6 protein-coding genes are annotated in these 16,067 nt (G+C 50.4%); 3 read left to right on the forward strand and 3 right to left on the reverse strand.

The window, feature by feature from the left end; genetic code table 11:
• Positions 1 to 90 precede the first annotated feature (90 nt).
• From dnaE to W01_RS11720, 3 genes are all read right to left on the reverse strand, one after another.
• Positions 91 to 3,579: a DNA polymerase III subunit alpha gene (gene dnaE / locus W01_RS11710; RefSeq protein WP_173054907.1), complete on the reverse strand. Its 3,489-nt coding sequence runs from the start codon at positions 3,577 to 3,579 to the stop codon at positions 91 to 93.
• Positions 3,580 to 3,837: 258 nt separating this feature from the next.
• Complete coding sequence (locus tag W01_RS11715) at positions 3,838 to 4,671, reverse strand: response regulator (RefSeq protein ID WP_173054909.1); 834 nt, start codon at positions 4,669 to 4,671, stop codon at positions 3,838 to 3,840.
• A gap of 707 nt (positions 4,672 to 5,378) precedes the next feature.
• The gene (locus W01_RS11720) at positions 5,379 to 6,128 is read right to left on the reverse strand and encodes a Crp/Fnr family transcriptional regulator (RefSeq protein ID WP_173054911.1); all 750 of its coding nucleotides are present in this window, start codon (positions 6,126 to 6,128) and stop codon (positions 5,379 to 5,381) included.
• A gap of 292 nt (positions 6,129 to 6,420) precedes the next feature.
• On the opposite strand from W01_RS11720, the gene W01_RS11725 reads away from it, so the two are divergent.
• The 3 genes from W01_RS11725 to W01_RS14560 all read left to right on the forward strand — a co-directional run bounded on the left by W01_RS11725 (position 6,421) and on the right by W01_RS14560 (position 16,067).
• Positions 6,421 to 6,732, forward strand: a complete 312-nt coding sequence (locus W01_RS11725) for a BON domain-containing protein (protein ID WP_173054913.1) — start codon at positions 6,421 to 6,423, stop codon at positions 6,730 to 6,732.
• Positions 6,733 to 7,228: 496 nt separating this feature from the next.
• On the forward strand, positions 7,229 to 15,958 hold the full coding sequence (locus W01_RS11730; RefSeq protein ID WP_173054915.1) for a GH36-type glycosyl hydrolase domain-containing protein: 8,730 nt from the start codon (positions 7,229 to 7,231) through the stop codon (positions 15,956 to 15,958).
• Positions 15,945 to 16,067 carry a hypothetical protein gene (locus W01_RS14560; protein WP_338140706.1) on the forward strand — a complete coding sequence of 41 codons (123 nt, stop codon included), beginning with the start codon at positions 15,945 to 15,947 and terminating at the stop codon, positions 16,065 to 16,067. Before W01_RS11730 ends, W01_RS14560 begins: the two co-directional genes overlap by 14 nt.

The raw sequence follows: 16,067 nt of genomic DNA on the forward strand, positions 1-16,067 counted from the left end.
GATGGGAAGCGACAATGTAATGGCTGATCTGCTGATCTGGACAGCGCATTTACGCCGTGCTACCAAATTATTGGAAGAGAAAAAACTTGCTCAAGAATAAACGATATGAACATTCTGTTCGCCCAGCAGGTTCTTTAATCCGCTCATTAGATCACTGTGCAGCGTGACACTCCAAGGCTCGCCCAGCTTCAAGTTTGCGCTTCCGCTTATATTGCGGTAACACACTACTGCCATGCATTTCCCCTCTCGGTAGGGCTCGAGTAGTTCTTTTAATTCTGTCACGCTAATGCGTGCGTCAGACGAAACAACAAGTTCCAAGCGCTTCGCGAAAGTGGAGCGCGCTGAGGCGAAATCGAATAGCTCCTCACCATTGACGCGCATGTTGCCGGAATACTCGTCGAGACTGGCTTTGCCGCGCACCACTAGCAATTCATCTTCACGTATCCACGGGCGATTGGCCTCGAATACTTCGTTGAATACCATCATTTCCAACTGTGCGCTGCCATCGTCCAGTGTGACAATTGCCATGCGTCCACGTCGTGTCTGCTGTATTCGTACGGCAGACACGATGCCAGCCAATACTACTGGCACTCCACCGCGTTTGTTGTTGCCGTTTTGAGGCAGCGCTTGCAGCGTGATATCGGCCAGGCGTGTCTTGACGAAATTTTCCAGTTCGTTGGCATATTCTTGATAGGGGTGGCCGCTGAGATAAAATCCCAAGCTGGTTTTTTCGTGTTGCAATTGCTCGCGCAACGTCCAGCGCGGGACGTTCTTCACTTGCACCGACATCGTCACACTTGCATCGTCTTCGAATAGACTATTTTGATTGATGGATTGTGCTTTCTGCTCCGCGCTGCAAAGCGCGACCTCGAGCGACGCCAGCAACTGATAGCGATGATCCGAAATCGTATCGAATGCGCCACTGCGGATTAGCGCTTCAGTGGCACGACGATTCACTACGCGCTTATCTACGCGATGACAAAAATCGAACAGGTCGCGGAATGGGCCACCGAGTTTACGGGCATCTTCAATGCTATCTATTGCAGCTTTACCTGTACCTTTAATGGCTTCCAATCCATATGCAATCGTTTTTTCGTCCACCGGCATGAAGCGGTTTACAGACGAGTTAATATCCGGCGGCAAAATGCTTATCCCTTGCGCCAGAGTATCGAGATAGAAAATATGCACTTTGTCGGTGTTATCCATATCCGATGACAATGTGGCGGCCATGAATGCCGCCGGGTAATGTGCTTTTAGATAGGCGGTCTGGTAAGACACCAACGCATAGGCAGCAGAATGCGATTTGTTAAAGCCGTATCCAGCGAATTTTTCCATCAGGTCGAACAGTTGCTCTGCTAGTTGCTTGTTGACAGCACGCGCTACAGCGCCGTCCACGAAAATGCTGCGTTGTAGTGCCATCTCTTCAGCATTTTTTTTCCCCATCGCGCGGCGCAACAAGTCCGCCGCTCCCAGCGAATAACCACCGATGATCTGCGCGATCTGCATCACTTGCTCTTGGTACACGATCACACCGTAAGTTGGCTTGAGCGAAACTTCCAGTTCGGGATGAAAATAATCAGCCTTGGAACGGCCATGTTTGCGGTTGATGAAGTCCTCTACCATGCCTGATTCGAGCGGACCCGGACGATATAACGCAACCAGTGCCACGATGTCTTCAAAGGTGTCCGGTTGCAGCTTGATAATCAGCTTTTTCATGCCAGGAGATTCAAGCTGAAATATCGCTGTGGTGTTGGCAGCCTTGAGCAGGGCGTAAGTTGGTTTATCTTCCAGCGGAAGGTTTTCGATTGAGAAGCGATTTTCAATGGGAAAACCTAGGCCTGCGGGCATCTTGTTTACATATTTCACCGCCCAATCAATGATGGTGAGCGTGCGCAACCCCAAAAAGTCGAATTTCACCAAGCCGATCTGTTCCACATCGTCTTTATCAAATTGACTGATGCCCTTGTCGCTGCCCTCGGCGTAATAAAGCGGACAAAAGTCGGTCAGCTTGCCCGGTGCGATCAGTACCCCGCCCGCGTGCATGCCGACATTGCGCGTTAAATCTTCGAGTCGTGCACCCAGTTCAAGTAGCTCTTCCACGCCTTCTTCGCTGCTGATGATCGCGTTAAACTCCGGCTCCAGCTCACGTGCTTTTTTCAGTGATACCGGTTTGACGCCTTCCAGCGGAACGAGCTTGGACAGGCGATCGCACAGTCCGTAAGGAAAATCCAGCACGCGTCCGACATCGCGGATCACCGCTTTGGATGCCATGGTGCCGAAGGTGGCAATCTGCGACACGCTTGCCGCGCCGTATTTTTGTTTCACATACTCGATAACGCGCTCACGCCCATCCTGGCAGAAATCGACATCGAAGTCGGGCATGGATATGCGTTCTGGATTCAGAAAGCGCTCAAAGAGCAGGGCGTAGCGTAGTGGGTCAAGGTCGGTGATACCGAGACTGTAAGCCACCAGTGAACCTGCGCCAGAGCCGCGGCCGGGACCGACTGGCACGTCATTGAGCTTGGCCCAGCGGATGAAATCGGCCACAATTAAAAAGTAGCCAGAGAAACCCATTTTTATAATGGTCTCGATTTCGAATGCCAAGCGTGAGGCGTATTCTTCCACCTTCGCGGCGCGCACAGTTTCATCCGGATACAACTGCAGCATGCGCTGATGCAAACCGAGTTCGGATTCCGTACGCAGAAAATCATCCAGACTTTCGCCATTGGGAGTGGGGAAATCCGGCAAATAGGGTTTACCCAGTTGCAAGGTCAAATTACATCGCTTGGCGATCTCCACGCTGTTTTGCAACGCTTCAGGAAAATCGGCGAACAGCGTTATCATCTCGGCCTGGGTTTTGAAATACTGCTGCGGGGTAAATTGGCGCACGCGCCGTTTGTCATTCAGCACATACCCTTCGGCGATGCACACGCGCGCCTCGTGCGCTTTGTAAGCTTCACGGCTTAGAAACTGGATCGGATGTGTAGCTACTACCGGTAACGCCAGTTCTACGGCCAGTTTGATCGTTTCACTCACGTGCAGCTCTTCGCGCGCCATGCCGGTTCGCTGTACTTCCAGATAATATCGACTGGGGAATAGCTCTGCCCACTCAAGCGCCAGCTGACGTGCCGTTGCTTGATTGCCATTCAGCAGCGCCGTGCCGACCTCACCGAGATGCGCGCCGGATAATGCGAGCAGTCCATCTGTCCCGTCGCGCAACCATTGTTTGTGTATCTCGATGCGACCACTGTTTTGCCTTTCCAGATAGGCGCGTGTCACCAAATCACACAATCGCAGGTAGCCAACATTGGACTGGCATAACAACAGCAGCCGGAACGGCTTGTCGCGCTCGGCTGGATTGCTGATGAATACATCACAGCCAATGATGGGCTTGATGCCGGCAGCGCGCGCTGCCTGATAGAATTTGATCAGGCCGAATACATTATTGAGGTCGGTAAGTGCCAGGGCGGGCACGGCATCCTGCTTGGCGGCGGCAATCGCCTCGGGAATGCGCACAATGCCATCGGCAATGGAGTATTCGCTGTGCAGACGCAGATGGATGAAAGAGGGTTGGGGCATGGTGGCGAAATGACGGTTACAGCTGAAATTTTACCATCGTCACCGGAGTGAGAAATTAAAAGATTTCTACCCGTTGATATAGCTCAGAAAAATGGGCAGGAGAAGAATAGTTGGTAGGGTCAAAGATGAAAGTTTGCGAATACCTTTGGGGTCATGAAGTTATTTTACAAAATCAATTCCAGCTTTCTTGGAGTTTTTAATACATTGACCATTACGAAGACTGGAGGTGCGCATCACCTTATAAATATGACACTTTAATTATGAGGCGGAGCGCATGCTTCCAGTGACGTCTTTGCCCACTCCACGGAAACCTGTAAAACGACCGGATGAATCAAACATCGGTTCTCCGCTAATCATAAAGTATTGTTGCGAACCATCCGAATTATGTCGTCGGTAGACGAAATCCAAGAACGGTCGTCTGGCTGCGATATATTCTTCCAGTATCGCCCGTTCATCTGTATTCCAATGTGCTGCTTGCGCTTCACTCGGTTCGCTGAGTAAATCGTCAACCTCAATTCCCAGCATCTCAAGAACCGGGCCGTACACTTTGGTGAAATGCCCGGTCTCATCTTGTTCCCAATACCAGTCAGACGACAGCTCGGTCAGGCGGCGAAAACGAGCTTCGCTTTCCCGCAGTTCTGCGGTTCGTGCTTGCACAGTCTGCTCCAACACCTTGTTGTAATGTTCAATTTTTTTGTATAAAAGTCGTACTTCCAGCATGTTATGAATGCGTGTTCGTACTTCGGTCAGATCAAAAGGTTTGCTTATAAAATCTTTCGCACCGGCTTGTAACGCGCGCAGCTTGTGATCTGGTTGGGCGGTAATTACGAGTACCGGAAGGTAGCCGTTTGTTTCGACTTTCTTCAAGTTTTCCAGCACCTGAAAGCCATCCATGCCAGGCATCTGTAAGTCGAGCAGAATCAGGTCATAATGGTTTTTGCGATATAACTCGCTCACTTCATAAGGATTCTGCGTCGATGTTATACGCGTATAGTCAGCGCCACGTAGCATTTCTTCAAGTAGACGTATATTTGCCTCCTGATCGTCAACGATCAGGAGGCTGGCGTTTAGAATGTCAGACCGGCTAAGCATAATTTAAGAATACCTTTAAAAACTGAGCACCAAACACCAACATAAATTTCACCGAATTTCCAATTCCGTTTTGAGATAGACGCTGTTACGGCATACTCGATTGAGCCTGCATGGTTTGTAACGGCTGCTAACTAAAGTTTTCTAAAGCGTTTCTATATTGTTTTAATTAATAAAAAATCGGAATAATTAACAGAGCATTTTAACATGGCTGAGCGGGACTGATAGAAATGTTCTCTGGTCAATTACACACAATCATTAATAAATATATGCATACCGGAACCCGCTAGTTTTTGTCCGTGTTTCCAGTGCGAACCTATATTCGCACCCTATTGCTAAAGGGAAATGCTACCTGTGGGTAAAATATCATTATGTGATACCTGCTCTCTGTGCGTTTACACACATAGGACTTCATCACTTCAATAAGTGATTCGATCTTTAAATACCATGATCGCTGGATTTGCGTATGGAGTACTGAGCACAGCGCCCATACATTATCGTCTTCTTAAACTGGTTGATGGTTGTACGTAAAAAATTTGTTGTTAGGCGCGAACTGCTTACGGTGTGTGGTTGATTAGCCCATTTTTGAATGGGAGGAGGGCGGTAGGCATATGGCAATCTGCCGAATCATAATCATACCTTGCCTATTCTGAAGGCTCAGGGGTTTGGGTTCTGGTGAATTAAATAACGCAGGTGAGTTTTATTTTTTGCTATACGCATTGAGAATGCGAGTGTTGGGTGGTTGCGTACGTCGAGAGTAAGCAATCAAATTCTTTTTTGACTACCTTATAACATTCGCAAGAGAGTGTTTCCAGTCCAGATCGATCGAGTACGGTAATGTGTCCACGACGATAATTAATAAAACCAGCATTTTTTAAATTTCCGGCGGCTTCTGTGATGCCTTCGCGGCGCACGCCAAGCATACTGGCAATTAATTCCTGCGTCATAATTAACTCATTTGAGGTCAGCCGATCGATGGTTAATAAAAGCCAGCGGCAAAGCTGCTGTTCGATTGAATGGTGCCTATTGCACGCTGCAGTCAGGGACATTTGTGTGATGAGCGCTTGAATATAAAGCAGTGATAGGTGCTGTAGCGATTCTGTGCGATTGAATTCTTGCAGCATTGATCCGGCTTTTATGCGATAGCCGCAGCCGCCCGTTTGCACAATTGCCCGGCTAGGTGTCGCTGCACCACCCATGAGTAGGGAAACGCCTAGTATGCCTTCATTGCCAACGCCTGCGATTTCTGTCGAAGCGCCATCCTCCATGATGTATTGCAGAGACACGATGGCAGTCGTGGGGAACCAGGCATGTTGCAACCGGCTACCGGATTCATGGAGCACGCTCCCGAGCGGCATTTGAACCAGCTCCAGATGTGGTTTCAAGCGTTCAAATTCATCCGCTTGCACAGCGGCGAGGAGATAGTTGTGGTTTGTCACCTGTGACGAGGTAATGGACATAAGCAGCTTATTAAAATATTTTAAATTTTATAGGCACGTCCGCTAATTAACTAATTAGTGGGAATCTATAGTAAAGCTATTGGCTTAAGTTATGTACGATACCGCACAGACTGTACATGCGCTGGATAGTAGCCTGCATTTCGGCGGCTAGTACAAGCTTCCAACATGTCGTAGTAATACTCCACCAGCTTTCTTAAGTTGGCATTGAAAGCCCGCGCGAGCAGGTTGGAGCATTCATAACCCAAGGAGGCAGCCAATCAGGCAACTTCTTTAAAATCAGGAGAATTCATTAATGAAACAATTAAAATATTTTATTACTATTTTTACTGCCATCGCATTCATGTCAATTTTAGGTTGTGCGGCTACTACAAAGTCAGAAGGAACAGGAGAATATTTGGATGATAGCGTAATTACAACGAAGGTTAAAGCAGCGGTTTTTAATGAGCCTGCTTTGAAATCTACCGAGATAAATGTCGAAACCTATAAAGGTGTCGTTCAATTAAGCGGCTTTGTCAGTTCTCAGTCCAGTATTGATAGGGCCGAAGAAGTTGCTCGTGGTGTTAAAGGTGTGAAATCTGTCAAGAATGACATGCGAGTTAAGTAAAGCTGATATGGGAGATTACCAACGTAATCTCCCATATGGCGCCGTTGTTAACTTGAATGTTCATAATTTGTATATCTGCATTAGTTTCTAGAATTTTGCTCCCTGTGGGTAAGGTATTGGGGGAAATCCGATACGTTTGCCTCTACCTATAAAAATGACGTGTAACTCACAGTGACAGCGAGAAGCGTTTTTTCGCTAGAACACGGTGAACTACAGATTGCCCAGCTGTGATTGCAGTGCCAGCGGCATTGTAAAACTCAATAATAAATATTCATGTATGGCTTCATTAAATGCAATTTGTAAATGCATTGTTTCATCTATCGCTAAATCATGAAATTACTATGATTTGTTCAAGTTGAAGGCAGATGTACCTAAGCCAGATAGTTAAATATCGTGGCCGTTTTGACTTTAAGTTTTGACACTTCGAAATGCCTAAGCCACTACCAATGTTTTGCATTGAACTCATGTTTGTAGGCAGAGTATTTCAAATTGGAGGATGTTTAACTTGAAGGCTGGAGACACAAGAATTCCTGATTTTTTGCTATCCTCAATTACGTGGTTTCGCAAAATTGGATGGTCGCGAACTCAGCTTCTCGAAGAGCTACCACTACGATCGGAACTATTTAGCGCCGATCAAATGGAGTTATATGGCAGAACGCTTGCGGCGTCACATACAGTGTCGCCGAAACGCAGTCCGGACCAACTTCTGGCACGGCTAGCCGCGAACGAAAGCACACTGATTAGTGTTTGTAATGTTCTGACAGCTTCAGTTAAGGCGAACCATCGGTTGACGCCAGCCGGAGAATGGCTGTTCGACAATTTTCATCTCCTCGAAGAGCAAATTCGTACTGCCAAGCATCACCTTCCCAAAAATTATAGCCGCGAGTTGCCGTGCCTGGTACGTGGGTCATCGGCTGGTCTGCCGCGGGTGTATGACATCGCGCTGCAGACTATTTCCCATGGCGATGGTCGAGTCGATACGGAAACGCTTAGTCGATTTGTGGCAGCCTACCAGTCCGTTACCACGCTCCAGTTGGGCGAATTATGGGCGATTCCGATTATGTTGCGTCTGGCATTAATCGAGAACCTGCGTCGCGTTGCGGTATACATCGAGATTGGCAGGTTAGAGAGAAACTTGGCCGTCAAATGGGCCGATGAAATGATCAAGGTTGTGGAGACGGATCCCAAGGGCTTGATTTTGGTCATTGCGGATATGGCACGATCCAATCCGCCAATGACGGCTCCATTTGTTTCGGAATTTGTACGTCGACTACAGGGGCAGAGCCCTGCTTTGGCATTGCCGTTGAAGTGGATTGAACAAAGTCTTGCCGAATCAAATCGCACGATTGAGGAGTTGGTGCAGTCCGGCAATCAGCAACAGGCGACTGATCAGGTTTCGATCTCTAACAGCATCGGCAGCTTGCGCATGCTTGGAGCCGTCGATTGGCGCGATTTCACTGAAGCCGCTAGTTCAATCGAAACGATCTTGCGGGAGGATCCAGGGGGGGGGTATGGCCGTATGGATTTTACCACCCGTGATCGCTACCGTCATGTCGTGGAACGACTGGCCAAGGGCGGTGCTTCGTCAGAAGTGGAGGTAGCTCAAACGACGCTTCGGCTGGCTCGAGAAGGTGCGGCAATAGGGAGGGGCGACGAGACTGCGGCTCATGTCGGATTTCATTTGATCGGTAAAGGATTGCCGAATCTGGAGCGAGCGGTGCAGGCACGCCTCTCTATCTTTGAGAAGTTAAGTCGGATAAACCGCCGGTTTGCGCTTTTCTTTTATCTCAGTGCGATTACGCTAATCACGTTGTTCCTGACTAGCAGTTTCGTGATTAAAGCTTATGGGGATGGTGTGCGCGATTGGTTACTGGGCGCAGTCTATGTGCTGTCGTTGCTTGCAACAAGCCAATTGGCCGTTGCGCTGGTGAATTGGGTGACTCAGTTGTTAGTGACACCCCATCCCATGCCCCGTATGGACTTCTCCACCGGAATTCCGCCAGCGTTTCATACATTGGTAGTGGTTCCAACCATGCTCACAAATGCTGCCGATGTTTTGAATTTGGTCGAAGCGCTTGAAGTGCGATTTCTCGCCAATCGTGACAGTAATCTGGATTTCGGCCTGTTGACCGATTTTCGGGATGCGAAGCAGGAAAATCTCCCGGAGGACGAGGCGCTTTTGCAAATCGCAAGAGCTAGTATCGAGGAGCTAAATAAAAAGTATGGCGATGCCTCCCGTAACGATGCGGATGAAACCGCGGCTTTAATCGGGGATGGTGTTCAAAACGGAGGCCGATTCTTCCTGTTTCATCGCCCGCGTCGTTGGAATCCGCAGGAGGGAATGTGGATGGGTTTCGAACGCAAGCGCGGAAAACTTGCGGATTTGAATGCGCTTTTGCGTGGGCGAGCGGGTAATGCGTTCTCGCTCATTGTGGGTAATACAGCATTATTGTCGGAAATAAAGTACGTCATTACGCTCGATACTGACACGCAATTGCCGCGTGATTCAGCCCGGCAATTTGTTGGTGCGATGGCGCATCCGCTGAATATCCCAAGGTTCGGCAAAACAGGCCAAGCCAATGATCAAAATACAATTGTTACAGATGGCTATGGTATTTTGCAGCCGCGTGTTGATGTAAGTTTGCCCGGATCAAATCGCTCGCAATACGCGCAACTATTTAGCGGCGAGATGGGTATTGATCCGTACACTCGGACGGTTTCTGATGTTTATCAAGATCTGTTTGGTGAGGGTTCATTCATCGGCAAAGGAATTTACGACGTCGATGCTTTCGAGCGAGCGCTCGCAGGGCGTTTTCCGAACAATCGAATTCTTAGTCATGATCTTTTGGAAGGATCTTATGCCCGCGCAGGCCTACTTAGCGACGTACAGTTATATGAGGAATTTCCTGTCCGCTACAACGCGGACGTAAGCCGCCGTCATCGCTGGATACGTGGAGACTGGCAAATTGCGAGTTGGCTATTATCGCGTACACCTGGCCCTGACGGGAGCTATCACCGCAATCCACTATCGGCACTGGCGCAGTGGAAACTGTTCGATAATCTCCGGCGAAGTCTGGTTCCGACGGCACTGGCGTTATTGCTAATATTGGGGTGGGTGGCGCTGCCGCATGCATGGTTCTGGACATTGGCGGTAATCAGTATCGTCGTTACGCCCATAGTGATTGCCGCTCTCTTTGATTTGTTGCGAAAACCGCGTGAAGTGTTACTGCGTCAGCATTTGATTGCTGCGATGCGTGGGGCAGGTCGGCAATTCGGTCAGGTTCTATTTTCGCTGGCGTGTCTGCCCTATGAGGTCTATTTCAGTCTTGACGCGATCTTGCGCACGATTGTGCGATTGACGGTCACTCATCAGCGACTTCTCGAATGGAGTCCGTCGCGCGAGGTCGAACGTGAACCCAAACAAGCCATTCCATCCTCCAGCTACATGGGCCTTGGGGCTTCCTACCGGTTGATGTGGATCGCACCCACTGTTGCCGTCATGATGATGATTATTTTGGCGATCAACATGCCAGTGGCACTAATCGTTGCGCTCCCAGTGTTGTTGCTATGGGCGGCCTCTCCGGCCATCACCTGGTGGATAAGTCGACCGCTGGAACGTCGAAATGCAGAGTTGAAAATCGATCAAATTCTTTTTCTGCGTCAGATTACGCGTCGTACGTGGGCATTTTTCGAGACTTTTGTCGGCGCGGAAGACAATTGGCTGCCGCCCGATAATTTTCAGGAACACCCTGTTGCGACAATCGCACATCGCACTTCACCGACTAACATCGGTTTGGCGCTGCTGGCTAATATCACTGCGTACGATTTTGGCTACATTGGAGCGGGCCAACTCATAGAGCGTACGGCAAATACATTGAAAACCATGGAAGCCCTGGAACGGCACCGAGGGCATTTTTACAATTGGTATGACACCCTGTCGCTGAAGCCATTGTCGCGGTATGTTTCTACCGTGGACAGTGGGAATTTGGCAGCCCATTTGCTGACCTTGCGCGTGGCATTGGTGGAGATTCCCGATGCTCCGATTATCGGAAGGAGATTGTTCACGGGGCTGGGGGACACGTGGCGGATTGTCGTTGAGACGGCGAGTGGCGCCGCGGCAACTCCTCTGGCGCAATTTGAAAAAACTCTTAAAGCGGCGGCTGTAGCTCATCCGCTTACATTGGGGAGCGTTCGAGTGTATCTGGAGAGCTTGCTTACTTACGCGCGTGACGTGGTCAATCAACTCACCAAAAGCACAGTAAATCTTTCTCTCTATGAAAGTGCCGAATGGGCACAGGCGCTGGTCAGACAATGCGAAGGCGCTCTCGCTGATCTGGCTTTCCATATACCTTCGTTGCTGTCGAATACCTCGTCCGAGATGCACAATTTGGCGCTTACCGCAAAAATTCCATCATTGCGTCAACTTGCAAGTGAGGGTCATGACCGCGCACGAGAGCAGATAGAAACACTTGAATATCTTGCGCGGAAATCATGCGAGTTTGCGCAAATGGAATATGGATTCCTGTACAACCACGCAAGACGTTTACTCTCAATCGGATATAACGTGGGTGAGCGTCGATTAGACGCCAGTTACTATGATCTGCTTGCCTCAGAAGCCAGGTTGTGCAATTTCGTCGCGATTGCTCAAGGTGAATTGCCACAGGAGAGCTGGTTTGCGCTTGGCCGGATGTTGACGACTGCCGGAGGGAAACCGCTTCTATTATCGTGGAGTGGCTCGATGTTTGAGTATCTCATGCCGTTGCTGGTGATGCCGACCTACGACAATACTCTGCTTGATCAGACATACAAGGCAGCGGTTAATCGGCAAATCGAGTATGGCAATCAGCGCGGCGTGCCTTGGGGTATGTCGGAATCCGGGTACAACGCCGTCGACATTCATTTGAATTATCAGTATCGAGCATTCGGCGTACCGGGACTAGGGCTGAAACGTGGCCTCGGCGATGATCTTGTCATTGCGCCGTATGCCTCGGTAATGGCCTTGATGGTTGCCCCTGAAAAAGCGTGTTTGAATCTTCAAAAACTCGCCGCTGAAGGTATCGTTGGCAAATTCGGGTTTTACGAAGCGATTGATTACACGCCGTCGCGAGTACGACGAGGTGAAACTCGGGCCGTGGTGCGCTCATTTATGGCTCATCATTTAGGAATGAGCATACTTTCCCTGGCCTATTTGCTGCTGGATCGTCCTATGCAGCGGAGATTTGAATCAGATCCTTTATTTCAGGCGACAATGTTATTGCTTCAGGAACGGATTCCTCAGGCTAAAGTCTTCCCGTTGCGCTCAGCCGAGCTTCCTGAAATCCACGTGACTGAGGAAGTCGCGGAGATGCCGATACGCATACTTAAAAATCCCAACACGCCGATTCCAGAAGTGCAATTACTGTCGAATGGTCGCTATCACGTCATGGTCACCAATGCGGGCGGAGGAAGCAGTCGTTGGAAGGATCTTGCCGTTACTCGCTGGCGCGAAGACAAGACATGTGACAATTGGGGCAATTTTTGTTATTTGCGCGATGTGTCGAGCGGCGAATTTTGGTCAACTACCTATCAGCCCACACAAAAACCATCGAAGCGATATGAAGTAGTTTTTTCTGAAGGGCGGGTCGAGTTCCGTCGTCGCGACCATGATTTTGATACGCATACCGAGATTACGGTTTCGCCGGAAGATGATATCGAGCTGCGTCGTGTCCGCATCACCAACCGTGCATGGATACGTCAAACGATCGAGATCACCACGTATGCTGAAGTCGTGCTCGCTACGCCAGCGGCCGATGCTCAGGCACCGGCCTTCGGCAATCTTTTTGTGCAGACTGAGATATTGCCCGAACGGCATGCGATCGTCTGTCACCGGCGGCCGCGCTCGCAGAGCGATCAGACTCCGTTGATGTTCCACTTGATGACCGCACATGGGGCTACCGTTGATACCGTCTCTTATGAGACGGATCGCATGCGTTTTGTCGGACGTGGAAATACAGTTGCCGCTCCTTATGCGATGACTGATTCGGCGTCACTTTCGGGTAGCGCCGGCTCGGTTCTAGATCCAATCGTGGCGATTCGGCAACGCTTGTCCATAGGTCCTGGGGAATGCGCTACGATCGACATCGTCACCGGGGTCGGCGATTCTCATCAAGCCGTATTAAATTTGATCGATAAATATCAGGATCATCGCTTGGCAGATCGTGTTTTCGACCTGGCGCGAACCCACAGCCTTGTGATGTTGCGACAACTCAATGCGAGCGAGGCCGATGCACAATTATTTTGCCGTCTGGCCGGTTCGGTGCTCTTTGCCAATGCTTCATTGCGTGCCGATAGCAGCGTGCTGCGCAACAATCAGCGTGGTCAATCGGGCCTGTGGGGGTACGCCATTTCCGGCGACCTCCCAATTGTGCTGGTACAGATTGGCGATCCGGCCAACATTGATTTAGTGCGAAAAGTGGTGGCAGCGCATGCATATTGGCGTCTTAAAGGTCTGGCGGTCGATCTGATAATCTGGAATGAAGATCACTCCGGTTACCGGCAAATATTGCAAGAACAGGTAATGGGACTCGTCTCCAGTAGTGTCGAGGCACACATGCTCGATTGTCCGGGAGGCATCTTCATTCATCGCGGCGAGCAGATAGCGCCAGAGGATCGGATATTGCTGCAAACAGTCTCACGCGCGATCATCGTTGATAGCAAGGGTAGTCTGGCAGACCAGGTTGCCCGTCGTATTCCTGCGGAATTGCCCGTGGTACTTACTGGATCGGCGCCGATCCGGCGTTCTGATTCCAAGCGAATGGTTGAGTTGCCGCGCCGTCGGCTGCTCTTTGATAATGGTCTCGGCGGTTTTTCCGAGGACGGTCGCGAATATGTTATCACCACCGGAGTTGGTCAAATGACCCCGGCACCGTGGTCAAATGTGCTGGCTAACCCGCACTTTGGAACGGTGATTTCTGAAAGTGGTCAAGCCTATACTTGGGGCGAAAATGCGCACGAATTCCGCCTGACACCTTGGCGCAATGATCCGGTGAGTGATGGCGGGGGAGAGGCTTTTTATCTTCGCGACGAAGAGAGTGGCTCTTTCTGGTCGCCAACCCCCTTACCAAAATGCGGCGTTACGCCGTACATTACACGGCACGGGTTCGGTTATAGCGTCTTTGAACATAGCGAGAGCGGCATTCATTCGGAGCTATGGATATTCGTTGCATTGGATGCATCAGTTAAATTCACGATGCTGAAAGTTCGTAATGATTCCGCACGGCCACGCCAGCTTTCTGTGACCGGGTACACTGAATGGGTGTTGGGCGATCTGCGGGAGAAAACCGGCATGCACGTGATCACCGCGATCGATCCCAAGAGCGGAGTGCTGCTCGCACGCAATCCCTATAACAACGATTTTGCAGGCCGGGTTGCTTTCTTTGATACCGACGATGCCACGCGTAGCGTGACGGGTGATCGAACCGAGTTCATTGGCCGTAATGGCGGACTCAAAAACCCCGCGGCAATGGCGTGGGCGGAACTTTCGGGTCGAGTTGGTCCGGCGCTGGATCCCTGCGGTGCACTCAGGGTATCTTTCGAGCTGGATGCGGGCCAGACGCATGAGACTGTTTTCCGTCTCGGTCTTGGCCGGGATGCTGATGATGCCCAGACGCTGGTGCGACGTTTCCGCGGTTCGATTGCGGCGCATAATGCATTAGAGAAAGTACAGCATTACTGGCAGCGGACGCTGGGTGCCGTTCAGGTGCAAACCCCCGACCCGTCCATTAATCTACTGACGAACGGTTGGCTCGTATACCAGATTTTGGCTTGTCGTATGTGGGGGCGCAGCGGTTATTATCAGTCGGGAGGAGCTTTTGGCTTCCGTGATCAGTTGCAGGATGCGATGGCGCTCGTCCATGCTGAACCTGTTCTGGTGCGCGAGCATTTGCTTCGTTGTGCAGCGCGTCAATTCATTGAAGGTGACGTCCAGCATTGGTGGCACCCTCCAATGGGCCGTGGTGTGCGCACGCGCTGTTCAGATGATTATCTCTGGCTGCCTTTGGTAACGTGTCGTTACATAGCTGCTACCGGTGATATGGGTGTGCTGGATGAATCCGTGTCATTCCTTGAGGGTCGTTTGGTCCACGCTGACGAAGATTCATATTACGACTTGCCTGTCCATTCCGAACAGGCCGCGAGTTTGTACGAGCATTGCGTGCGCGCTATCGTTTACGGCTTGCGATTCGGCGAACATGGCCTCCCGCTGATGGGTGCCGGCGACTGGAACGACGGAATGAATCTGGTCGGTATCCACGGCAAGGGCGAAAGCATCTGGCTAGCTTTCTTCTTGTATGACGTACTCATTAAGTTTGTCGATGTCGCTGTCAAGTTTGGCGATACGACTTTTGTTGAGCGCTGCGAAACAGAAGCCGCTCGACTGCGTCAAAATATTGAGCTGCACGGCTGGGATGGTCAATGGTATCTCCGTGCTTTCTTTGATGATGGCAGCCCGTTGGGTTCTTCCTCCAATTCTGAATGCCGGATTGATTCGATTGCACAAAGCTGGTCTGTGCTGTCCGGCGCAGGCGCCGACACACGTCAACAACAAGCCATGGAAGCGGTGAGCGAGCATTTGGTACGACGGGATGCCGGGATTATTCAACTGCTTGATCCGCCTTTCGACCAATCGCCATTAAATCCCGGCTACATCAAAGGTTATGTCCCCGGTGTACGGGAAAATGGTGGGCAGTATACACATGCGGCCATCTGGGCGACGATGGCGTTCGCCAAATTAGGAGATCGCCAGCGTGCGTGGGAACTATTGGCGATGATCAACCCAGTGAACCATGCGCAAACGTCAGAGACGGTGGCGGTATACAAGACGGAACCGTATGTTGTCGCAGCCGATGTATATGCCGTTTCACCACACACCGGCCGAGGCGGATGGTCATGGTATACAGGATCTGCCGGCTGGCTGTATCGATTGATCCTGGAAACGCTTCTGGGCTTAACGCTGGAGGTGGACAAACTGCGTTTCGCACCATGTCTCCCCGCGGCTTGGAAGACATTCACGGTGAATTACCGCTACCGAGAGACGGATTATCACATCACCATCGTTCAGATCGACGATACAGACAATGCGCCAAGTGTGACTATCGACGGCGTTGCACAGCACGATTTGGTTATTGCTCTGGTTAACGATGGTGAGTCACATACTGTTGAGGTACGGTTAGGGGGTGTTCGCGCATAAAATATGCTTGCGGTTAGCGCCTTTTACCGAGACTTTTTCCTTTAGCACGAACTATGCCTTTGGCTTTTTGCTGATACACGTCATGCATTTTACGGTTGCCACCAAATAA

The sequence above is a fragment of the Candidatus Nitrotoga sp. AM1P genome (genome assembly GCF_013168275.1).
In the GTDB taxonomy this organism is placed as follows: domain Bacteria; phylum Pseudomonadota; class Gammaproteobacteria; order Burkholderiales; family Gallionellaceae; genus Nitrotoga.

Excerpts from the sequence above, each read along its gene's own strand:
- dnaE (WP_173054907.1), bottom strand. The coding sequence starts at position 3,579 with ATGCCCCAACCCTCTTTCATCCATCTGCGTCTGCACAGCGAATACTCC.
- W01_RS11715 (WP_173054909.1), bottom strand. The coding sequence starts at position 4,671 with ATGCTTAGCCGGTCTGACATTCTAAACGCCAGCCTCCTGATCGTTGAC.
- W01_RS11720 (WP_173054911.1), bottom strand. The coding sequence starts at position 6,128 with ATGTCCATTACCTCGTCACAGGTGACAAACCACAACTATCTCCTCGCC.
- W01_RS11725 (WP_173054913.1), top strand. The coding sequence starts at position 6,421 with ATGAAACAATTAAAATATTTTATTACTATTTTTACTGCCATCGCATTC.
- W01_RS11730 (WP_173054915.1), top strand. The coding sequence starts at position 7,229 with ATGTTTAACTTGAAGGCTGGAGACACAAGAATTCCTGATTTTTTGCTA.